The following is a 21,118-nucleotide window of genomic DNA, read 5'->3' as shown; positions in this document are numbered from 1 at the left end:
GTGCAAGGCCGACCGGAGCGGGCGCTTCGACGCTTCCCCGGTCCCATGCATCGCTGGTCAAGCCCGCATTAGACCAGCACGCGCTCGATCCCGCCATTGTTTGCACGTGCGACATAGTCGGCCATCCAGTTCTCGCCGAGCACCTGGCGCGCGATCTCGACGACGACGTAGTCGGCCTCGATGTTCGCGTCCTCGTTGTAGCGCGACAGGCCCTGCAGGCACGACGGGCAGCTCGTCAGGATCTTCACGTCCGCGCCGCCATTCCCGGCCGGCGCCGGCGCATCGCCCGCGACGACCGGGATGCTGCGCAGCTTGGCCGCACCCTTGCGGATCTCCTCTTCCTTGCGGAAGCGGACCTGCGTCGATATGTCCGGACGTGTGACCGCGAGCGTGCCCGACTCGCCGCAGCAGCGTTCGTTCTTCTCGATCTTGTAGCCGTCCTTCTCGGCGCCCATCAGCTCGTTGACGAGCTTGACCGGATCCATCGTCTTGATCGGCGTGTGGCACGGGTCGTGATACATGTAGCGCGTGCCCTTCACGCCGTCGAGCTTCATCCCCTTCTCGAGCAGGAACTCGTGGATGTCGATGATCCGGCAGCCGGGGAAGATCTTGTCGAATTCATACCCGGCGAGCTGGTCGTAGCAGGTGCCGCACGACACGACCACCGTCTTGATGTCGAGGTAGTTCAGCGTGTTCGCGACCCGGTGGAACAGCACGCGGTTGTCGGTGACGATCTTCTCGGCCTTGTCGTACTGGCCGGCACCGCGCTGCGGATAGCCGCAGCACAGGTAGCCCGGCGGCAGCACGGTCTGCACGCCCGCTTCCCACAGCATCGCCTGCGTGGCCAGCCCGACCTGAGAGAACAGGCGCTCGGAGCCGCAGCCCGGGAAGTAGAACACCGCTTCCGAATCGACGGTCGTCTCCTTCGGGTTGCGGATGATCGGCACGATCTTGTTGTCCTCGATGTCGAGCAGCGCGCGCGCCGTCTTCTTCGGCAGGTTGCCCGGCATCTTCTTGTTGACGAAGTGGATCACCTGCTCGACGACGGGCGGCTTGCCGGTCGTCGCCGGCGGATGCGCGGTCTGCTTCGACGTCACCTTCTTCAGCAGGTCGTTCGCGACGCGCTGCGCCTTGTAGCCGAAGCCCATCATCACGCCGCGCGCGGCGTTGATCGTCTGCGGATTGGTCGCGTTCAGGAAGAACATGCCCGCGGCCTGGCCCGGGTTGAACTTCTTCTTGCCCATCTTGCGCAACAGGTTGCGCATGTTCATCGTCACGTCGCCGAAGTCGATCTTCACCGGGCACGGCGTCGCGCACTTGTGGCACACCGTGCAGTGGTCGGCCACGTCGTTGAACTCGTCCCAGTGCTTGATCGACACGCCGCGGCGGGTCTGCTCCTCGTACAGGAACGCCTCGATCAGCAGCGACGTCGCGAGGATCTTGTTGCGCGGGCTGTACAGCAGGTTCGCGCGCGGCACGTGGGTCGCGCACACCGGCTTGCACTTGCCGCAGCGCAGGCAGTCCTTCACCGAATCGGCGATCGCGCCGATGTCGGACTGCTGCATGATCAGCGATTCGTAGCCCATCAGCCCGAAGCTCGGCGTGTACGCGTTGCGCAGGTCCGCGCCGTCGAGCAGCTTGCCCTTGTTGAAACGGCCGTTCGGATCGACGCGCTGCTTGTACGCGCGGAAATCGGCCATTTCGTCGTCGGTCAGGAACTCGAGCTTCGTGATGCCGATCCCGTGCTCGCCGGAGATCACGCCGTCGAGCGAGCGCGCGAGCGTCATGATGCGCGCGACCGCCGCGTGGGCGTCCTGCAGCATCTCGTAGTTGTCGGAGTTGACCGGCAGGTTGGTGTGGACGTTGCCGTCGCCCGCGTGCATGTGCAGCGCGACGAACACGCGGCCGCGCAGCACCTGCTTGTGGATCGCCTGCGCCTCGTCGAGGATCGGCTCGAACGCGCCGCCGTTGAAGATCGCGCGCAGCTCCGCGCGGATCTCCTGCTTCCACGAGATCCGCACCGTGCGGTCCTGCGTGACATGGAACACGTTCACGCCCGGCTGCTGGTCGACGCGGTCCGCGAACTTCTCGGCGAACGCCTCGTAGCCGAGCCCGACGAGATAGTGCTGCGCCTCGCGCAGCGGCATGTCGAGCCGGTCGCGCACGAATTCCCAGCGCGCACGCACGCGCTTGAGCAGCTCGAGCGCCTGCTGCACGCGGTCTTCCAGCAGCTCGGCGCTCGGGATCTCGTTCGCGTCGTCGGTCTTGCCGAGCGGCAGGTTGCCGTTCGTGAAGAACGCCTCCAGCGCATCGACGAGCTGCAGCTTGTTCTTCAGCGACAGCTCGATGTTGATCCGCTCGATGCCGTCGGTGTACTCGCCCATCCGGTTCAGCGGGATGACGACGTCCTCGTTGATCTTGAACGCATTGGTGTGCTTCGCGATCGCGGCCGTGCGGCTGCGGTCGAGCCAGAAGCGCTTGCGGGCCTCCGCGCTCACCGCGACGAAGCCTTCGCCGCTCTTGCCGTTCGCCATCCGCACGACTTCGGACGTTGCGTGCGCGACCGCGTCCGCGTCGTCGCCGACGATGTCGCCGATCAGCACCATCTTCGGGAACGCGTTGCGCTTGCTCTTCGTCGCGTAGCCGACCGCGCGCAGGTAGCGCTCGTCGAGGTGCTCGAGGCCCGCGAGAATCGCGCCGCCATGCTTCGACGTCTCGAACAGGTAGTCCTTGATCTCGACGATGCTCGGGATCGCCTCGCGCGCCTGGCCGAAGAATTCGAGGCAGACGGTGCGCGTGTGCGCGGGCATCTTGTGCAGCACCCAGCGCGCGGACGTGATGAGCCCGTCGCAGCCTTCCTTCTGCACGCCCGGCAGGCCCGCGAGGAACTTGTCGGTGACGTCCTTGCCGAGGCCTTCCTTGCGGAACCGGCGGCCTTCGATCTCGAGCATCTCGCTCTTCAGCAGCTTCTCGCCCGGCGCATACGCGCCGTCGAACCACTTCAGCTCGAAACGCGCGACCGGAATGTCGTGGATCTTGCCCTGGTTGTGCTCATGGCGCGTCACTTCGAGCCAGTTGCCGTCCGGGTCGACCATCCGCCACCAGGCGAGGTTGTCGAGCGCGGTGCCCCACAGCACGGCCTTCTTGCCGCCCGCGTTCATCGCGACGTTGCCGCCGATGCAGGAGGCGTCGAGCGACGTCGGGTCGACCGCGAACACGTAGCCGGCCGCTTCGGCCGCCTCGGTCACGCGGCGCGTGACGACGCCCGCGCCCGAGAAGATCGTCGCCACCTTGTGCGCGACGCCCGGCAGCTCGGTCAGCTCGACCGCGCCGAGCTGCTCGAGCTTCTCGGTGTTGATCACCGCGGAGAACGGCGTGAGCGGCACCGCGCCGCCCGTGTAGCCGGTGCCGCCGCCGCGCGGGATCACGGTCAGGCCGAGCTCGAAGCAGGCCTTCACGAGGCCCGCGATCTCGGCTTCGGTATCCGGCGTCAGCACGACGAACGGGTATTCGACGCGCCAGTCGGTCGCGTCGGTCACGTGGGACACGCGCGACAGGCCGTCGAAGCGGATGTTGTCCTTCTGCGTGCAGCGGCCGAGCGCCTTGGTCGCACGGCGGCGCAGCTCGGCCATCTTGTCGAATTCGTCGGCGAATTCGTTGACCGCACGCTGCGCGGCGGCCTCGAGCATCCCGACGCGCGTCGCGCGCTCGCGGGCCGTTGCGTCGTCCTGGTGTTCGGTGAGGTCAGCGCGGCGGCGCTTCTCGATCTCGCCGAGGCGGTGGTTCAGCGCCTCGATCAGCAGTGCGCGGCGCTTCGGGTTGTCGAGCAGGTCGTCCTGCAGGTACGGGTTGCGGCGCACGACCCAGATGTCGCCCAGCACCTCGTACAGCATCCGGGCCGAGCGGCCCGTGCGGCGCTCGGCGCGCAGCTCGTCGAGCACGGCCCAGGCTTCCTCGCCGAGCAGGCGGATCACGATCTCGCGGTCGGAGAACGAGGTGTAGTTGTACGGAATCTCACGCAGACGGGGTGCGGGGTCGGCGGCGACAGCGGCGGCCGCGCCATGCGGATCGAAAACTTGTGGTGCGTTCATGTTCGGACGACTCGGAGGGCCGATACACCGGACAGGGGCGTCGGCAAGCGCGTGGGCGCTATCTTGGGGAAATCTGTTCTGTTACCAGGTACGCATCTGCTCTGCGTGGGACCGGGGCGCGCGCTGAAGCGCAACTCCGCGTCGACACCTGGTGGCACTCGGAGCCGTCAGCACGATCGTGCGCGGCGCGCATGCCGTTCCGCCGCGGGGCTGGCTGCGCGCGGCGACGGCTTCAATTGGGCGATCCGAGGGTGCCTCTGCATCTTCCGATCCTTGATTCAAAACGGAATTCTAACCCATGATCGGGCATCGCGTGAGGCATCGGACGCGTTGTGGGGATATCGCCGAAAGGCCCGCCGGCCGGGGCCCGAAGCGGTTTCGGGCCCCGATTCGCCGTCCGGCCGGTCGGTAACCAGCCGGTTAAGCGCGCCTGCCGGGCTCGCGCGGCGCGCATCGGCAACCCCGGCAACCGCGGCGACCGGCCGGCCGCCGCCCACCCGGCAACCCGCGCGACGCACAGGCCGTGCCCGGAAGCGGTGCAGGCGCTATCATTGATCCTTTGCGTCCTACCCCGCACTGCACGCGAGCGCCCATGGCATCCCACGATTACCTGAAGAAAATCCTCACCGCGCGCGTCTATGACGTCGCGATCGAGACGGAACTCGAACCGGCCCGCAACCTGTCGGCCCGGCTGCGCAACCCCGTGTACCTGAAGCGCGAGGACAACCAGCCGGTGTTCTCGTTCAAGCTGCGCGGCGCGTACAACAAGATGGCGCACATTCCGGCCGACGCGCTCGCGCGCGGCGTGATTACGGCATCGGCGGGCAACCACGCGCAGGGCGTCGCGTTCTCGGCGGCGCGCATGGGCGTCAAGGCGGTGATCGTCGTACCGGTCACGACGCCGCAGGTGAAAGTGGACGCGGTGCGCGCACACGGCGGCCCGGGCGTCGAGGTGATCCAGGCCGGCGAGTCGTACAGCGACGCGTACGCGCACGCGGTCAAGGTGCAGGAAGAGCGCGGCCTCACGTTCGTCCACCCGTTCGACGATCCTTACGTGATCGCCGGCCAGGGCACCATCGCGATGGAGATCCTGCGCCAGCACCAGGGCCCGATCCACGCGATCTTCGTGCCGATCGGCGGCGGCGGTCTCGCGTCCGGCGTGGCCGCGTACGTGAAGGCCGTGCGCCCGGAGATCAAGGTGATCGGCGTGCAGGCCGAGGATTCGTGCGCGATGGCGCAGTCGCTGAAGGCCGGCGAGCGCGTCGAGCTGACCGAGGTCGGCCTGTTCGCGGACGGCACCGCGGTGAAGCTCGTCGGCGAGGAAACCTTCCGGCTGTGCCGCGAATTCCTCGACGGCGTCGTGACCGTCGACACCGATGCGCTGTGCGCGGCGATCAAGGACGTGTTCCAGGACACCCGCAGCGTGCTCGAACCGTCCGGCGCGCTGGCGGTCGCGGGCGCGAAGCTCTACGCGGAACGCGAAGGGATCGAGAACCAGGCGCTCGTCGCGATCACGTCCGGCGCGAACATGAACTTCGACCGGATGCGCTTCGTCGCCGAGCGCGCCGAGGTCGGCGAGGCGCGCGAAGCGGTGTTCGCGGTGACGATCCCCGAGGAGCGCGGCAGCTTCAAGCGCTTCTGCTCGCTCGTCGGCGACCGCAACGTCACCGAGTTCAACTACCGGATCGCCGATGCGCAGTCTGCGCACATCTTCGTCGGTGTGCAGATCAAGCGCCGCGGCGAATCCGCGGAAATCGCCGCGAACTTCGAGTCGCACGGCTTCCAGACCGTCGACCTGACGCACGACGAGCTGTCGAAGGAGCACATCCGCTACATGGTCGGCGGCCGCTCGCCGCTCGCGCTCGACGAGCGGCTGTTCCGCTTCGAATTCCCGGAGCGCCCGGGCGCGCTGATGAAGTTCCTGTCGTCGATGGCGCCCGACTGGAACATCAGCCTGTTCCACTACCGCAACCAGGGCGCGGACTACAGCTCGATCCTCGTCGGCCTGCAGGTACCGCCTGCCGACCGCGCCGAATTCGAGCGCTTCCTCGCGGCGCTCGGCTATCCGTACGTCGAAGAAAGCGGCAATCCGGCCTACCGTCTGTTCCTGTCGTAACCGTTACGCACCATGAATCCCGAACACTCCCCGCTCGGCAAGGCGACCGTCTACGCGAACCAGTACGACGCGTCGCTGCTGTTCCCGATCCCGCGCGCCGGCGCGCGCGCGCAGATCGGCATCACGTCGGTGCTGCCGTTCTTCGGCACCGACATCTGGAATGCATACGAGCTGTCGTGGCTCAATGCGCGCGGCAAGCCGCAGGTCGCGGTCGCGACCTTCTACGTGCCGGCCGAATCGCCGAACATCGTCGAATCGAAGTCGTTCAAGCTGTATCTCGGCTCGTTCGCGCAAACGCAGTTCGCGTCCGTCGACGCCGTGCGCGACGCGCTCAAGCGCGACGTATCGGCCGCGTGCGGCGCGAGCGTCTCGGTGCAGCTCGTGTCGCCGCACGACTTCCGCAAGCTCGAGATGGACGAGCTCGACGGGCTGTCGCTCGACCGGCTCGACCTCGATACGGACATCTACGAACCCGATCCGTCGCTGCTCACCGCCGCGCACGACGAGGCGCCGGTCGAAGAGACGCTCGTGTCCGACCTGCTGAAGTCGAACTGCCCGGTCACGGGCCAGCCCGACTGGGGCAGCGTGCAGATCCACTACGTCGGGCCGCAGATCGACCATGCGGGGCTGCTGCGCTACATCATCTCGTTCCGCAATCACACGGGCTTTCACGAGCAGTGCGTCGAGCGCATCTTCGTCGACATCCTGCATGCCTGCAAACCGGTGAAGCTCGCGGTCTACGCGCGCTATACGCGCCGCGGCGGCCTCGACATCAACCCGTTCCGCACCAACTACAACCAGCCGATGCCGGACAACGCACGGACGGCACGGCAGTAACGGCGGGCGGCCGGCACGCCAAAATGGCCCACCGGCTGACGTTCCCTGCCCTCCAAACCTCGATGCGCATGCGCTCTTCGGGCTGTAGTTGTCGGTACTTCGTTCTTGTCATTCACCGCACCTTACCGGATGGCAAGGTGCTGCACTTCGGATTTGAGGCCGCCACCCCATACCCACTCGACGCAAATCCGAGCAAGAACGCGACCACCATAAACAATTCCGAACCACCATTTCGCGCCGCCTCATTTTTCAGACCATAATCCAGATTTATTCATATTTTCAAATTGCGCCAACTTACTGAGCACCAATTGATCGATACTTCTCCCTGGAAATTGATTGATACGCGCCCGCACGTATTGATGCATCGTTAATGCACGCAAAGCTGGAAATTTTTTTCCCTCCTTTATATATTACAATTCCAGCAGAAAAAACCGGGCCCTCATCGCCTTTAACGGTCTTGTCATACAAATAATATGTGTAGCCTGATCGAGAAAATCGAATATGAGCCTCCCCACCACCCGCATAGGGCGTATTCGAAAAGAAGAACACATCATTTTTACCATCAGAAATCTTCAAATTTATTCTTCCATCAACCCCATTTCGATAGATCAGGGCCCCACCCTCTAATGACTGACACAGCGACGAAACAGAATTTTTAAACTCGCAGTTGAAGATTACTGTCTCTTTTGTGGCGCACAATCCTTCGGCGCGTGCAGTCACTACTGTGGCGAGGCCAATGATTGAAGCCAAAATCACTCGACAAACGCTCATGGATTACTCCGTCGAAAGGCCCAAGAGAGGCGCCACCTTATTGTAGCGACCACGCCGATCATCATATCCAGTCTGCCCGCCGTTTACGATCTGAGTCACGGCGCTGACAGTTCCGTTATCAGAGGTCAAATTTAGATTTTTTCTTGCCCAGAAGACGAAAGCGGATTCGACAGCATATTCCAATCGAGACGCAACCAGATCGGGATTCTCGACAAAGTCCTGCTGATCATCAGGGGATCGTCGATTATGCTCGTTTTGAAACGACTGATACCCGTCCTTACCAGTCACTTGTATAAATCCGCGCCCACGATATCTGTATCCATCGCCACTATCTTCATCACCGTTGCCCATTCGGTTCGCATACACATAATTCGCGAGGTGTTCTGGGTTATGAGCATAATGTGCCTCTTGATCCCAAAGCTTGTCTCTCAGACGACCGTGTTGACAGTCGTCACATTTTTCATCGTAGTACCTTTTACCGCCCTTGCATCCAAACATCTTTCGCATGCCTTGGGGCTTGTAGCTCAATCCTTCCTCGGTAGCTCGCAAATGACTTTCGTGCGCAGATTGAGAAAGGAAATGCGCAATCCTTTTTGGTTTGTTAACCTGATAGGTCGAGGCATATTTATTTAGATGGGGCAAAATACTTTGATAGTACTCAATCGAATTCGATGGCTCGACCGCCATCAGCATAGCGAGGGTGATCAACTGGCTTCCAAATTGGAAGTTTGCGGCTAATCCAATGGGGTGGATGTGAAAAACATCCGGCGCAGGGAAATCCGCGATGCCGGCCTTCACCTCATCCCACCACGCGAGCGCCTCGATCCGCTTCCGCTCTTCCTCGTGTTGTGGCTTTGGTCCCGTATGCTTTTCCAACTCAGCGATCAACTGCTTCCATTTCGACGGGTTCGCCCACTCGCTTTCATGTTTGACGATCAGCCGAGACGCAGCCTGCATCAGCCACTGATCCCCGCCACGCTCAGTCTGCGACAGCGTGCATAGTTCATCAGCCGCCTGCTTGCCATTGCCTTTCGTGAACAGGGCGTCATACACCTTGAGCATCAAAGGGCTGAGCTTCGAGCACGAGGCGAGGTTGGCAACATTGGCGCCGCTCGCATACTCAACCCACTTCTGGGTTGTCGCAAAGATCGTATGCGCTGAATCATGGGCATCCGCAAGACACTCGAAGTCGATCCACTTCTGCGTGAATTCCCGCGTCACTCGGCCGCTCGGGTGGTTGAAGTCACACACCCAACCGTCGATCACTTGACCTTGCGCATTCACGCCGTCAACGTGCCACCAGTTCACCGGGTAACCCGGATCGGGATTCGGATGCGGCTCGGGGATCCGCCGATTAGGGTCACGTGCCAGTTCGGCGAGCGAATACACCTGAACGGCGCCCGTCTTTCTCAACTGCGAGTCAGCGCCCGGGATGAACTTCTTCTTATTCTCGGTACGTTGATACAGCACCGTACCCGGCGCGATTCGCAGAATCGTCGGCTCGGATGGCAAGCCCAGTGCCGTCCAGTCCTCCTTGTGCGGACCGTGCTCGTTGACCCATGCCCTCCCCTGTTCGAGATACGCCTGGATGCTGTCGTCGCAAAACACCTCGATGTGCGCCATCCGGGTTCCGGACGTGCATTGGTTCAGCGAGTCGTATCGACCGAGGTGGCCGATCAGTTCGCCCGCCTTGATCGGGATACCCTCTGCTTTTTGCGAGGTCGTTGTCACGATCACCCTATCGAAAATCGAGTCGGGGATTACTTCCTGAATAACCGGCCCGCCATTTTCCTGACCGAGATAAACCCAACCGCCGACGGCACGGGACGGCTCGACGTAGCCGCCCGCCTCGGCCGGATATGGCGACGCGCCATGCAGGTCTGTCACCTCGCCCCAACCTTTCTCCCTCTTACCGATGCTGACGCTCGCTCCCTGCGGAAGAATACCGATAGCTTCGCCGCGGGGATGACTTTTGCGAACCCGCAGCCCCTGCTGAGCCGGATCCGACACCTGCCCGCCACGGCTTGGCGTCGGCTTGTCCTGAGCATGCCGCGTCACCTGCCACTGCCTTGACCAGTATGCCGGCTTGTCCCGCCTCGGGAAGTTCGCGTAGTCCTCGTGGGACATCAGGTGAATGTACAGGCTGTAGAAAGTCAGCGTCTTGCCCCGCGGAAATTCCATCGTGTGCCGCACCAGTGCAAAACCGGTACTGTACGGTGCCTGAACCGGCGCTTTGCTACCGGCCGATGCGATCTCGCTTACCGGATAGGTCTTGTTGATGCGAAACGCGATCAGCACGCCGTCGGCAATGCAGCGCAGTCCCGCATCGAGATCCAGGGCCTGCCCCGCGCCCGCCTCCGTGACGTGAATCCCGCCGTGCCACATGCCCTTGCGGCTGACGAGATACGTGCCGGTCGGCTCGCCCTCTGCAAGCAGTCGGTAAATCTCATGCTCGTCGGTAAATAGTGAAGACGTCTCGAATTTGCTTTGTCCTTTACGCAGGAAAGGAAAGGCAAACAGCGATTGCTTCAGGCTGGCAATGGCGGTCTCGGGAGTTGGTGATGCCTTGTTCGGTGCGGGCTTGTTGGTCACGATCTGATTTATTCAGAGAATCCTTTGCGTGACCAGACCATACAATGCGGTCCCGGATCTGGTTTATCCAAAATTGTCGACGCTGTTCTTGAACAACATCCCAACCTCGGCTTTTCCCGCCCAACGAAAGCGTCGCGCCCTCCCCACTGCTCGGAACGGTTTTGTTACAGAATGCTAAATTCCAGCACCAAGGACACCCGACAAGAAATCCATCGATAGCGCCTCAACGCAACGGGGCCGGCGCACATCAATGCGCCGGCCCCGCTGCACAACAATTCGCCCTCGCCGCGTTACTTCGCCGGCGCCTTGTACGCGATGCAGTCGACCTCGACCTTGCAGTCGATCACCATGCTCGACTGCACGCACGCGCGTGCCGGCGGATGCTCGCCGAAGTACGACACGAACACCTTGTTGAACGACGCGAAATCGCGCGCGTCGTCGAGCCACACGCCGCAGCGCACGACGTGCTCGAGGCCGTAGCCGGCTTCCTTCAGGATCGCGATCACGTTCTCGATCGTCTGCTTCGACTGCGTGACGATCCCGCCTTCGACCACTTCGCCGTTCACCATCGGCGTCTGGCCCGACACGTACAGCCAGCCGTCGGCTTCGACCGCACGCGCAAACGGCATCACCTGGCCGCCCGTGCCCTTCGCTTCGCCTACGCCATATCGCTTCATCGTTTCACTCCTGTTTCGGTTGCAGATGCGCGCGCCCGTCACGGCGCGCGCGGAAGTTGAGCCCGGGTTGAGCCCGGGTTGAGCCCGGGTTGAGCCCGGGTTGAGCCCGGGTTGAGCCCGGGTTGAGCCGGGGTTGAGCCTGCCGTGGGCCGCGCGTCAGAACGCGGCGTCGGCGCTCGCCTGCGCGCGTGCGCCGCGCGCGACGAAGCCGCCCGCACGTTCGCCGGTCGGCTGGCCGTCGCGGTAGGTCAGCACGCCGTTGACCCACACCGCGTCGATGCCGTGCGCGGGCTGCTGCGGCTTATCGAACGTCGCCGCATCGATCACGCGGTCGGGATCGAACAGCACCAGATCGGCGTGATAGCCGACGTGCACTTCGCCGCGCCCGGCGAGGCCGAAGCGGCGCGCGGACAGCGACGTCATCTTGCGGATCGCCTCCTCGAGCGGCAGCAGGCCCGTGTCACGCGCGTAGTGCCCGAGCACGCGCGGGAACGCGCCCCACAGCCGCGGGTGCGGCAGCGGATCGTTCGGCAGGCCGTCCGAGCCAACCATCGTCGCCGGATGCGACAGGATCCGGCGCACATCGTCCTCGGACATGTTGTGGTAGACGGCGCCAGCAGGCCGGATCCGCTGCGCGGCTTCCTGCTCGGTGACGCCCCACTCGGCCGCGATCGTCTTCAGCAGCTTGCCCGCGACTTCCGGGTGCGGCTCCGACCACGTGATCGTGATGTCGATGTCGCCCGTCACCTGCTTGAGGTCGAGCGTCGACGAGCTGCGGCTGTACGGATAGCAGTCGCAGCCGACCGGCTGGTAGCGGCGCGCGCCCTCGAGCGACGCGAGCACCTCGGTGCTGCGGCCCCAGTTCGACGGGCCCGCGCATTTCAGGTGCGAGATCACGACCGGCACCCGCGCGTGGCGGCCGACGCGATACGCCTCGTCCATCGCGTCGAGGATCGCGTCGAACTCGGTGCGCATGTGCGTCGTATACAGCGCGCCCGCGTTAGCGAGCGGCTCGGCGAGCGCCATCACCTCTTCTGGCGGCGCCGCGAACGCGGAGCCGTACGCGAGGCCCGACGACAGCCCGAGCGCGCCGTGCGCGAGCGCTTCCTCGAGCTGCGCGCGCATGCCGGCGATTTCGGCACCGGTCGCCGCGCGGTCGAGGCGGTCCATCTGGTTGTTGCGCAGCGCGGTGTGGCCGACGAGCGCGGCGACGTTGACGGCCGGCCGCGCGTCGTTCACCGCCGCGACGTAATCGGCGAAGCTCGGGTACTGGAACGCGCCGCGATCGCCGAGCAGGTTCATCGGATCGGGCGGATCGCCCGCGAGCGTAACCGGCGACGCGCTGATCCCGCAGTTGCCGACGATCACGGTCGTCACGCCCTGCGTGATCTTCGGCAGCATCTGCGGCGAGCCGATCACGTGGGTGTCGTCGTGCGTGTGCACGTCGACGAAGCCCGGCGCGAGCGCACGGCCGTTCGCCTCGACGATCTCCTCGGCCAGCCAGTTCGACAGGTTGCCGATCGCCGCGATCATGCCGTTGCGGATCGCGACGTCGCGCGTGACGGGCGGCGCGCCGGTGCCGTCGTACAGCAGCGCGCCGACGATCAGCGTATCGGCAGCTTCGGGATGCGAATGCATGGTCAGTCTCCTAGCGGTTGACGGTCTCCGCCGCCGCGGTGCGCATCGAGCGCATGCTTGATCCGGCGCAGCGATTCCCGGCACCCGTCGCCGAGCCGCAGCGCGACGCCGGTGACGAGCACGTCGATGGCCATCATCATCGCGTAGCGCGATGTCGACGGTTTGAAAATGAAATCGGTCTCGAACGCGACGACCGGAATCAGGTGGTCGGCAAGCTGCGCGAGCGGCGACGCCGGCGCGGTGACCGCGATCAGCGTCGCGCCGTAGCGCTTCGCGAGCGCACAGCTGTCGAGCAGCTCGGGCACGCGCCCGCTCACCGACAACGCGACGACGACATCGTCCTTCGACAGCGTCGCCGACACCATCCGCTGCAGCACGCTGTCCTGGTAGCTCGAGACCGGCCGGCCGAAGCGCACGAGACGGAAGCGCAACTCGTCGGCGAGCGCGGTCGACCCGCCGCCCTGCCCGTACACGTAGATCATCTTCGCGCCGGCGAGCCGATCGGCGGCCGCGTCGAACGACGTGTGGCGCAGCAGCTGGTGGTTGTGCGCGAGCGCGACCTGAATTTCGTCGTAGACCATCGACGCGGGGTTCGCGTCGTCCGCGCGCGCAGCATCCGACGGCGCGAGGAAACGCTGGCCGACGGCCGCCGCCTGCGCGACGAGCAGCTTCAGTTCGCGCACGTCGCGACAGCCGACCGCCTTCGCGAAGCGTGTGACCGTCGCGATGCTCACTTCCGCGTCGCGCGCGAGCGTGCCGATGCTCGCGTGCGCGGCGCGCACGAGATCGGCGAGGATGAACGCGGCCACCTTGCGCTCGGCGTCGCGCAACTCGGGCGCGCATTCGGCGATCCGGGCGACGATGTCGACGGCCGGCAGCGCGGCGACAGGCTCTGCAGCCGGCGGAACGGAAGACGGGGCGGCGGGCGTATTCATCTGCTGAATGAGTTGTGGCGCGGGTTGCAGCACGCGCTGCGGCGCACCATGTTACTAAATAACATTACCGTGCCGATGCTACTTTCTGTACCATCTGCATGTCAACTTCGATGCAATACATATCCGAGATGGAGCGGGATGACATGAAAGTTACAAACTATCAGGAAGCGACGATCGATCCGTTCGGCAAGGGCCTCGGCAATCTGCCGAGCGCGAGCGTGCCGCTCGCGGACGCTGGCCGCCTCGAGTGGAACCTGCTCGCGGAAGACGTCAGCCTGCCGGCCGCGGTGCTGTACGAGGATCGCATCGAACACAACCTGAAATGGATGCAGGCGTTCGTCCAGCAGTACGGCGTCAAGTTCGCGCCGCACGGCAAGACGACGATGGCGCCGCAGCTGTTCCGCCGCCAACTCGACGCCGGCGCGTGGGGCATCACGCTCGCGACCGCGCACCAGACGCAGGCCGCGTACCACGGCGGCGTGCGGCGCGTGCTGCTCGCGAACCAGCTGGTCGGCCGTCACAACATGGCGATCATCGCGGCGCTGCTCGCGGATCCCGAGTTCGAGTTCTTCTGCCTCGTCGATTCCGTCGAAGGCGTCGACCAGCTCGGCCGCTTCTTCGGCGACGCGAAGAAGTCGCTCAACGTGCTGATCGAGCTCGGCGTGCCGGGCGGCCGCGCCGGCGTGCGCGACGACGCGCAGCGCGAAGCGGTGCTCGCCGCGCTCGCGCGTTACCCGGACACGCTGAAGCTGGCCGGGATCGAACTCTACGAAGGCGTGCTGAAGGAAGAGGGCGAGATCCGCGCGTTCCTGCAGGGAGCGGTCGCGCTGACGCGCGAGCTCGCGGCAGCCGGCCGCTTCGCGCGCACGCCTGCGATCCTGTCCGGCGCGGGCTCGGCATGGTACGACGTGGTGGCGGAGGAATTCGCGAAGGCGTCCGATGCGGGCTTCGCGGAGGTGGTGCTGCGTCCGGGCTGCTACCTGACGCACGACGTCGGTATCTACAAGAAGGCGCAGACGGATGTATTCGCGCGCAACCCGATCGCGCGCAAGATGGGCGAAGGCCTGCTGCCCGCGCTGCAGCTGTGGGCGTACGTGCAGTCGATTCCGGAGCCGGACCGCGCGATCGTCGCGCTCGGCAAGCGCGATTCGGCGTTCGACGCGGGCCTGCCCGAGCCGGCCCGCCATTTCCGCCCGGGTCGCGACACCGCGCCGCGCGACGTCGCCGCAAGCGAAGGCTGGGCGATCACCGGCCTGATGGACCAGCACGCGTACCTGCAGATCCCGCCCGGCGCGGACGTGAAGGTCGGCGACATGGTCGCGTTCGACATCTCGCACCCGTGCCTGACATTCGACAAGTGGCGCCAGCTGCTCGTCCTCGATCCGCAGTTCCGCGTGAAGGAAGTGATCGAGACGTTCTTCTGATATGCGACGGCCGTCCGGCGCCCGGCGTGCGCTCACGCCGGCAACGGGCGCACACCGGCCGCACGACGACCACGCAACGGCCGTCCCGCAACGGGACGGCCGTCGTCATACCGGCGTCGATTCGTCGGAGTACACTGCGCTTTCGTCCTGACCCACCCTTCAACTATGCATGGACCCCGGGCACGCGCTGAAGCGCCGGCTCGGGCCAACACGGGAGAAAGCCATGGCCGCGAAGAAGATCCTGTTCCTGACCGGCGATTTCGCCGAAGACTACGAAACGATGGTGCCGTTCCAGGCGCTGCAGGCCGTCGGCCACCATGTCGACGCGGTCTGCCCCGGCAAGCGGGCGGGCGACAAGATCAAGACCGCGATCCACGACTTCGAAGGCGACCAGACCTACACCGAGAAGCCGGGCCACCAGTTCACGCTGAATGCGGCGTTCGACGACGTCGACGCGGCGCGTTACGACGCGCTCGCGATCGCGGGCGGCCGCGCGCCCGAATACCTGCGTCTCGATCCGAAGGTGATCGCGCTCGTGCGCGCGTTCGCGGCAGCGGGCAAGCCGATCGCGGCGATCTGCCATGCGGCGCAGCTGCTCGCGGCCGCCGACGTGATCCGCGGCAAGCGCATCTCGGCCTACCCGGCCTGCGCGCCCGAAGTGAAGCTCGCGGGCGGCGAATATGCGGACATCCCGGTCGATTCGGCCGTCACCGATGCGCCGTTCGTCACCGCACCCGCGTGGCCTGCGCATCCGGCGTGGCTCGCGCAGTTCCTCGCGCTGCTCGGCACGCGCATCGAGCTGTAACGCGCTTCGATGACGGTGGCGGGCCCGTGCGGCCCGCTCGCCGGGCGCGGATCGTGAAGCCGGCGCAAGCTGCCGGCGCAAGGTTCGAAGCCGGACCGGCAACCGGCGGTGCTTGACGACCCGCCCTGCCCGCTCAGCGCGCCGCCGGCTGCGTGCCGACTTCGGCGATCCGCGCCTCCAGCATCGCGAGCGCGCCCGACAACGCGTTCAATACGTCGTCCGGCAACTGCGCCATCGTCTGGTCGAGAAACGCCTTGCGGCGCGGCAGGCACGCATCGAACACCGCGTGGCCGGCGGCGGTCAGCGTCACGTTGGTCACCCGATTGTCGCGCGCGTCGGATTCGCGCTCGATCCAGCCGAGCGCGTCGAGCGCCTTCAGCTGGCGCGTGAGCGCGCCCGGGTCGATCCGCAGCAATTCGACGAGCCGCTTCTGCGACGAGTGCCCATCCATCGAGCGGAGTGCGACCATGATGCGCCAGCGCGGCATCGGCTGGCCGACTTGCGCTTCGAACGCGGTCAAGAACGCGCGATACGTGCGTCCGAATTGCTGCAAGATCGCGACGCGGTCCTGTTCTTCCATGCGCTGAATCTGTTCCTTCGTTCGTTCAATCTGCCGCGACGTGCGGTTCAATCTTGCGCCGCAGCGCGATCGGCGGCACCCGGCGGCATTGCCACACCGACACCACGGCCACCACGGCTGCCACCGCGACGCCCAGGTGAATCGCGCTGACGAGCGATTCGCGGGCCGCCTCCAGCAGCAGCGCGCCATTATGCCCGGCGCGCGTGAGCTCGGCGACGAGACCGCCTTGCGCCGCGCGGTCGATCAGGATCTGCGGATCGGCGAGCTGCGCGCGCCACTGCATCGCATGGTCGGCCGCGAGCGCGTCGCGCACGCCACCCGCATACATCTGGTTGACGAGCGTGCCCGTCAGCGCGGTGCCGACCATCCCGCCGACCATCCGCAGCGACTGCAGCAGCGCGGTCGCGATGCCGAGATGCTCGCGCCCGGCGGTCTGCTGCGCGAACACCGTCAGGTTCGGCAGCACGAAGCCGAGGCCGACGCCGCCCGCGACCATCAGCGCCATCAGGATCCAGCGCGGCGTGTCGTGGGTCGACACGACGACACCGACGCACGTGATCGCGAACAGCACGAAGCCGACGTGCAGCATCGCGTTCGGGTTGCGGATGCGGGTCACGACGCGGCCGTTCATGATGCTGCCGATCGTGATGAACACGACGAGCGGCGTGATCACGAGCCCGGCCTCCTTCGGCGACATCCCGAAACCGCCCTGGAACAGCAGCGGCGCGTAGAACAGCAGCGAGAACATCGAGAAGCCCGCGAGGATCGCGAGCACGAACAGCGCGGACAACGCGCGGTTGCCGAACATGTCGAACGGAAGAATCGGCTGTGCGCAGCGCTTCTCCCAGTGCCACAGCCCGATGCCGGCGGCGAGCGCGATGACGAGCAGCAGCGACGGCCAGCCCGCGATCCCGTGTTTCGGCAGCCATTCGACGAACAGCTGCAGCGCGCCGAGCGACAGCGCGATCAGGATCGCGCCCGGCCAGTCGAGCCGCATCTTCTCCTTGTGCTCGACTTGCCGCAAGTGCGGCAGGTAGCGCCACACGAACAGCAGCGACAGCAGGCCGATCGGCAGGTTCACGTAGAACACCGAGCGCCAGCCGAACGACTGCGTCAGCACGCCGCCGAGCGACGGCCCGATCGCGTTCGCGATGCCGAACGCCGAGCTCATCAGCACCTGCCAGCGCAGCCGCACGACGGAATCGGGAAACAGGTCCGGAATGCACGCGAACGCGGTGCCGACCAGCATCCCGCCGCCGATGCCCTGCAGGCCGCGCGCGAGCACGAGGTACAGCATGTCGTTGGCCATCCCGCACAGCACCGACGCGCCGGTGAACAGCACGATCGACACGATCACGAACGGCTTGCGCCCGTAATAGTCACCGAGCCGCCCGAAGATCGGCACGGTGATCACCGAGCTCAGCAGGTAGGACGTCGCGACCCACGCATACAGGTCGAATCCTTTCAGTTCGGCGACGATGGTCGGCAGCGCGGTGCCGACGACGGTCTGGTCGAGCGCGACGAGCATCGTCACGAACGAGATGCCGATCATCGCGAGCAGCGATTCACGGAACGGCAGGACTTGCCCGCTCGAATGGTGGGCAGCGGTGTGGACGGCCATTTTTTGTTGGCGCAACTTTTGACGAGTCAAACAATCTGAAAATTCTATCATGGGTGCGGTAACCTAGCTGGCGGCCGGCATTTCGGCCCAGGCTGCGAGGGAGAAAGATGGAACCGATTTCAATCGGCGTTGCGACGACGCTTTCGGAAGACGACCGGGATGCGCTGCGGCGCGCGAAGCAGGTGCTGGAAAGCCCGTCGCTGACACTGAAGCTGACGCGCCTGCTCGGTGCACCGGTCGAGAAGATGATCGGCAGGCTGCCGGATTTCGCGACCGGCAAGATCAACGACGCGACCCAGCTCGCGCTGCGCAAGTGCCTGAACCTCGCGCTGCGCACGCTCGGCAAGCCGCCGGCCGCGGACGCCGACGCGCACGACATGCACGACAAGCCGAGCAACCTGCTGCACAAGCTCGCGGTCGCGACCACGGGCGCCGCGGGCGGCGCGTTCGGCTTCGTCGCGCTGCCGGTCGAGCTGCCGGTGACGACGACGCTGATCTTCCGCTCGGTATGCGACATCGCGCGCAGCGAGGGCGAGGACCTGACGTCGGTCGACACGCAGCTGCAGTGCCTCGCCGTGCTCGGAATGGGCGGCAACCCGGACAAGAAGGAAGAGGAAGCCGATCTCGGCTACTTCGTGCTGCGCGGCGCGCTCGCGCAGGCAATCTCGAAGGCGTCGTCGGACATCACGACGAAGGGAATCGCCGCGCACGGCTCGGCCGCCGTGTTCAGGCTCGTGCAGACCGTCGCGTCGCGCTTTTCGGTGCAGGTGACCGAGCAGATGGCGGCCAAGTCGATCCCCGCGATCGGCGCGGTGCTCGGCGCGACCGTCAACACGCTGTTCATCGATCACTTCCAGCAGATGGCGCACGGCCACTTCACCGTGCGCCGGCTCGAGCGCAAGTACGGCACCGCGGCCGTCAAGGCCGCCTATCAGGCGATCGACGCCTCGCCGGCGCGCTGAACCGCACGCTCGACCGCCATGCGGTGCAGGAACGCCGCCGCCCGGTCGAGCGCCTGCCGCGACTCCGGCATCATCGGCGCATACCGCTGCCACACGTGCGATCGCTGCCGTGCCGCTCGAACGGAGCCGCTATATCAAACGCTTCAGCCGGCCGGCAGCACCTGTCCGCGGATCTCGCCGGACGGATGTTCCTTCGTGTGGACATTGAAGTACCACTTGCCGGCCATCAGGTCCGTCACCTGCGAATCGCTCAGCTCCTTCGAGCCCTTGATCGGGCTCGCGAGGCCAGCCTTCGGAATCGGCACCTGCACGCCGGCGTTCTGCCCGACGGGCGCCGGTCCGTGGAAATGCGCGGCGGTGGCCGGGCCGGTCAGGTCCTTGTAGGTGATCGACCATTGCAGCGTGTGACTGGCCGTGTCGTAAGTCGCATCGACGTTGCCCGAACCGTGGCTGGTGGTGGGCGGCACCTCGCTCGACGGCTGCAGGTTCGCGGACAGGTGGACCGTTTCGGCGGCGGCGCTGCCGGCGGCGAGCACGCCCGCAAGTAACGCGACCTGGAGGAAACGCAGCTTCGGCATGTGATCTCCTTGTACAACGTTGACGACTTTGGACGCCACCCTGTTGGGGACGCATCGCCCATGTTAGTCGATCGCCACCGATCAGGCAGCACGTTGACCGTTCGGACAATGGCGAACGGCGAGCCGATCGGCATGCCCCGCGATGTACGCCCCGGCAAATTGTTCATGCCAGCCTGACGCAACGAGGAACAGACCTTTGCAGCCGGACGCCTGAATCCGCGCGCGGCCTTTCGCTACACTTCGTCTCACAGTTGCTTGTTTCCTTCGTCCGAAGGAGTCTGCGAGTATTCACGCGGCCGCCCGGCCGCGTTTTTTTTGCGTACTGCACGTGGCCGGTGCGCGATGCAGGCAGGCCGCGGCCTGTCCGCTTCCTCTCGCGAACGGCTTCATCTGCCACATCCGGCCAGACGCCAAGCAGAACGAATCATGATCGTTGCCCGCGCCGCATCTGATCCGCACCAGCACGCCGACGGCGAGCGTCCGACGCATCAGCTCCGGTAGCCCGGATCGATGCGGTCGACAATGCGCTGCAGCGCGTCGAACGCATCCTGCCCCGCGCCATGCTTCGGATCGAAGTTCAGCGAATCGCGCACGCACGCTTCGAGCACCGGCGGCGCGATCGGCAGCGCGTCGCCGATCGCGTGCGTCGCGACCTGCACTTCGCACGCGCGATTGAGCAGCCACATCAGCGAGAACGTCTCGGCGAGCGTGCGTCCGATCGTGACGGGCCCGTGATTGCGCAGCAGCAGCACGGGCCGCCCGCCCGCGCTCGCGACGATGCGCCGGCCTTCGTCGAGATGCACGGTGATCCCCTCGAAGTCGTGATACGCGACCTTGCCGTACAGCTGCGCCGCATAGAAGTTCGAGAACGACAGGCCGTCGCGCGAACAGCACACGGCCATTGCAGGCGTCGTATGCACGTGCATCACGCAGTGCGCATCGGGCAAGGCCGCATGGATCGCGCTGTGGAACGTGAAGCCGGCCGGATTGATCGGCCAGTCGGAATGCCCGATCACGTTGCCGTCGATGTCGATCTTGACGAGGTTCGACGCGCACACCTCACTGTAGTGCAGGCCGAACGGATTGATCAGGAAATGGCCGTCGGCGTCCGGCACGCGCAGCGAGATGTGGTTGTAGATCAGCTCGGTCCAGCCGAGATGGTCGAAGATGCGGTACGCGGCCGCGAGCTGCACGCGCGCCTGCCACTCGGCCTCGGAAAAGCGGGCGGGACGGGAAAACGGCTGGTTCGGTACGTGATGCATGCGGGGGCTCCGGTTGAGCGGGCGCGTGCGGGGCCGCGCCGCGGCGGCATCGCACTTCGTCTCCTGGCGCCGGCGGAATTGCGGACCGGCGCATTGCGTAACGCCACCGGGCGGGCCGCGCGTCGCACGCGGCGGATCCGGCAGCAACCGTCTCGATCCGAAGATCGTTGTACACACAACCATATCACCATTCCGGGGCCGCAGGAATCGCGGCATTTACCGATTCGTC

15 protein-coding genes are annotated in these 21,118 nt (G+C 65.5%); 5 read left to right on the top strand and 10 right to left on the bottom strand.

Annotated features, from left to right (window positions below):
* Positions 1 to 68: 68 nt before the first annotated feature.
* On the bottom strand, positions 69 to 4,091 hold the full coding sequence (locus tag ACV229_RS34965) for a DUF3683 domain-containing protein (protein ID WP_448087640.1): 4,023 nt from the start codon (positions 4,089 to 4,091) through the stop codon (positions 69 to 71).
* Between the two features lie 592 nt (positions 4,092 to 4,683).
* Here ACV229_RS34965 and ilvA point away from each other — a divergent pair.
* Together ilvA and queF are read left to right on the top strand one after the other, a co-directional pair.
* Complete coding sequence (gene ilvA, locus ACV229_RS34960; protein ID WP_448087639.1) at positions 4,684 to 6,207, top strand: threonine ammonia-lyase, biosynthetic; 1,524 nt, start codon at positions 4,684 to 4,686, stop codon at positions 6,205 to 6,207.
* Positions 6,208 to 6,219: 12 nt separating this feature from the next.
* Positions 6,220 to 7,044 carry an NADPH-dependent 7-cyano-7-deazaguanine reductase QueF gene (queF, locus tag ACV229_RS34955; RefSeq protein ID WP_448087638.1) on the top strand — a complete coding sequence of 275 codons (825 nt, stop codon included), beginning with the start codon at positions 6,220 to 6,222 and terminating at the stop codon, positions 7,042 to 7,044.
* Positions 7,045 to 7,338: 294 nt separating this feature from the next.
* Here queF and ACV229_RS34950 read toward each other — a convergent pair whose 3' ends face one another.
* From ACV229_RS34950 to ACV229_RS34930, 5 genes are all read right to left on the bottom strand, one after another.
* Entirely contained in the window at positions 7,339 to 7,815 is a 477-nt protein-coding gene (locus ACV229_RS34950) for a hypothetical protein (protein WP_448087637.1), read from the bottom strand.
* A gap of 3 nt (positions 7,816 to 7,818) precedes the next feature.
* On the bottom strand, positions 7,819 to 10,407 hold the full coding sequence (locus tag ACV229_RS34945; RefSeq protein WP_448087636.1) for a glycoside hydrolase family 19 protein: 2,589 nt from the start codon (positions 10,405 to 10,407) through the stop codon (positions 7,819 to 7,821).
* 290 nt (positions 10,408 to 10,697) lie between these two features.
* Complete coding sequence (locus tag ACV229_RS34940; RefSeq protein ID WP_006751946.1) at positions 10,698 to 11,084, bottom strand: RidA family protein; 387 nt, start codon at positions 11,082 to 11,084, stop codon at positions 10,698 to 10,700.
* 156 nt (positions 11,085 to 11,240) lie between these two features.
* The gene (locus tag ACV229_RS34935) at positions 11,241 to 12,722 is read right to left on the bottom strand and encodes an N-acyl-D-amino-acid deacylase family protein (RefSeq protein ID WP_448087635.1); all 1,482 of its coding nucleotides are present in this window, start codon (positions 12,720 to 12,722) and stop codon (positions 11,241 to 11,243) included.
* A gap of 2 nt (positions 12,723 to 12,724) precedes the next feature.
* Positions 12,725 to 13,657, bottom strand: coding sequence for a MurR/RpiR family transcriptional regulator (locus tag ACV229_RS34930; protein WP_448087634.1), 933 nt, complete (start codon positions 13,655 to 13,657; stop codon positions 12,725 to 12,727).
* Between the two features lie 143 nt (positions 13,658 to 13,800).
* Here ACV229_RS34930 and ACV229_RS34925 point away from each other — a divergent pair, with 143 nt between their 5' ends.
* Together ACV229_RS34925 and ACV229_RS34920 are read left to right on the top strand one after the other, a co-directional pair.
* Entirely contained in the window at positions 13,801 to 15,081 is a 1,281-nt protein-coding gene (locus tag ACV229_RS34925) for an amino acid deaminase (RefSeq protein WP_448087633.1), read from the top strand.
* A 223-nt stretch (positions 15,082 to 15,304) separates the two neighbouring features.
* A complete protein-coding gene (locus tag ACV229_RS34920) occupies positions 15,305 to 15,886 on the top strand; it encodes a DJ-1/PfpI family protein (protein WP_448087632.1) in 582 nt (193 codons plus the stop codon).
* A gap of 133 nt (positions 15,887 to 16,019) precedes the next feature.
* Here ACV229_RS34920 and ACV229_RS34915 read toward each other — a convergent pair whose 3' ends face one another.
* Together ACV229_RS34915 and ACV229_RS34910 are read right to left on the bottom strand one after the other, a co-directional pair.
* Entirely contained in the window at positions 16,020 to 16,466 is a 447-nt protein-coding gene (locus ACV229_RS34915; RefSeq protein WP_448087631.1) for a MarR family winged helix-turn-helix transcriptional regulator, read from the bottom strand.
* 25 nt (positions 16,467 to 16,491) lie between these two features.
* Entirely contained in the window at positions 16,492 to 18,087 is a 1,596-nt protein-coding gene (locus ACV229_RS34910) for an MDR family MFS transporter (protein WP_448087630.1), read from the bottom strand.
* A gap of 107 nt (positions 18,088 to 18,194) precedes the next feature.
* Here ACV229_RS34910 and ACV229_RS34905 point away from each other — a divergent pair, with 107 nt between their 5' ends.
* A complete protein-coding gene (locus ACV229_RS34905) occupies positions 18,195 to 19,049 on the top strand; it encodes an EcsC family protein (protein ID WP_448087629.1) in 855 nt (284 codons plus the stop codon).
* Between the two features lie 143 nt (positions 19,050 to 19,192).
* On the opposite strand, the gene ACV229_RS34900 is transcribed toward ACV229_RS34905, so the two are convergent.
* Both ACV229_RS34900 and ACV229_RS34895 read right to left on the bottom strand, forming a co-directional pair.
* The gene (locus tag ACV229_RS34900) at positions 19,193 to 19,627 is read right to left on the bottom strand and encodes a CHRD domain-containing protein (RefSeq protein ID WP_448087628.1); all 435 of its coding nucleotides are present in this window, start codon (positions 19,625 to 19,627) and stop codon (positions 19,193 to 19,195) included.
* A 488-nt stretch (positions 19,628 to 20,115) separates the two neighbouring features.
* Positions 20,116 to 20,889, bottom strand: coding sequence for a class II aldolase/adducin family protein (locus ACV229_RS34895; RefSeq protein ID WP_448087627.1), 774 nt, complete (start codon positions 20,887 to 20,889; stop codon positions 20,116 to 20,118).
* Positions 20,890 to 21,118: the final 229 nt, after the last annotated feature.

The sequence above is a fragment of the Burkholderia sp. MR1-5-21 genome (assembly GCF_053427715.1).
The sequence above is the reverse complement of the archived record's forward strand: the minus strand, read 5'-3'. Positions and strand labels throughout refer to the sequence as shown.

What these genes read in the sequence shown, in the direction of transcription:
- ACV229_RS34930 (WP_448087634.1), bottom strand. Translation starts at nt 13,657, where the DNA reads ATGAATACGCCCGCCGCCCCGTCTTCCGTTCCGCCGGCTGCAGAGCCT.
- ACV229_RS34965 (WP_448087640.1), bottom strand. Translation starts at nt 4,091, where the DNA reads ATGAACGCACCACAAGTTTTCGATCCGCATGGCGCGGCCGCCGCTGTC.
- ilvA (WP_448087639.1), top strand. Translation starts at nt 4,684, where the DNA reads ATGGCATCCCACGATTACCTGAAGAAAATCCTCACCGCGCGCGTCTAT.
- ACV229_RS34915 (WP_448087631.1), bottom strand. Translation starts at nt 16,466, where the DNA reads ATGGAAGAACAGGACCGCGTCGCGATCTTGCAGCAATTCGGACGCACG.
- ACV229_RS34940 (WP_006751946.1), bottom strand. Translation starts at nt 11,084, where the DNA reads ATGAAGCGATATGGCGTAGGCGAAGCGAAGGGCACGGGCGGCCAGGTG.
- ACV229_RS34910 (WP_448087630.1), bottom strand. Translation starts at nt 18,087, where the DNA reads ATGGCCGTCCACACCGCTGCCCACCATTCGAGCGGGCAAGTCCTGCCG.
- ACV229_RS34920 (WP_448087632.1), top strand. Translation starts at nt 15,305, where the DNA reads ATGGCCGCGAAGAAGATCCTGTTCCTGACCGGCGATTTCGCCGAAGAC.
- ACV229_RS34935 (WP_448087635.1), bottom strand. Translation starts at nt 12,722, where the DNA reads ATGCATTCGCATCCCGAAGCTGCCGATACGCTGATCGTCGGCGCGCTG.
- queF (WP_448087638.1), top strand. Translation starts at nt 6,220, where the DNA reads ATGAATCCCGAACACTCCCCGCTCGGCAAGGCGACCGTCTACGCGAAC.
- ACV229_RS34895 (WP_448087627.1), bottom strand. Translation starts at nt 20,889, where the DNA reads ATGCATCACGTACCGAACCAGCCGTTTTCCCGTCCCGCCCGCTTTTCC.
- ACV229_RS34900 (WP_448087628.1), bottom strand. Translation starts at nt 19,627, where the DNA reads ATGCCGAAGCTGCGTTTCCTCCAGGTCGCGTTACTTGCGGGCGTGCTC.
- ACV229_RS34905 (WP_448087629.1), top strand. Translation starts at nt 18,195, where the DNA reads ATGGAACCGATTTCAATCGGCGTTGCGACGACGCTTTCGGAAGACGAC.
- ACV229_RS34950 (WP_448087637.1), bottom strand. Translation starts at nt 7,815, where the DNA reads ATGAGCGTTTGTCGAGTGATTTTGGCTTCAATCATTGGCCTCGCCACA.
- ACV229_RS34925 (WP_448087633.1), top strand. Translation starts at nt 13,801, where the DNA reads ATGAAAGTTACAAACTATCAGGAAGCGACGATCGATCCGTTCGGCAAG.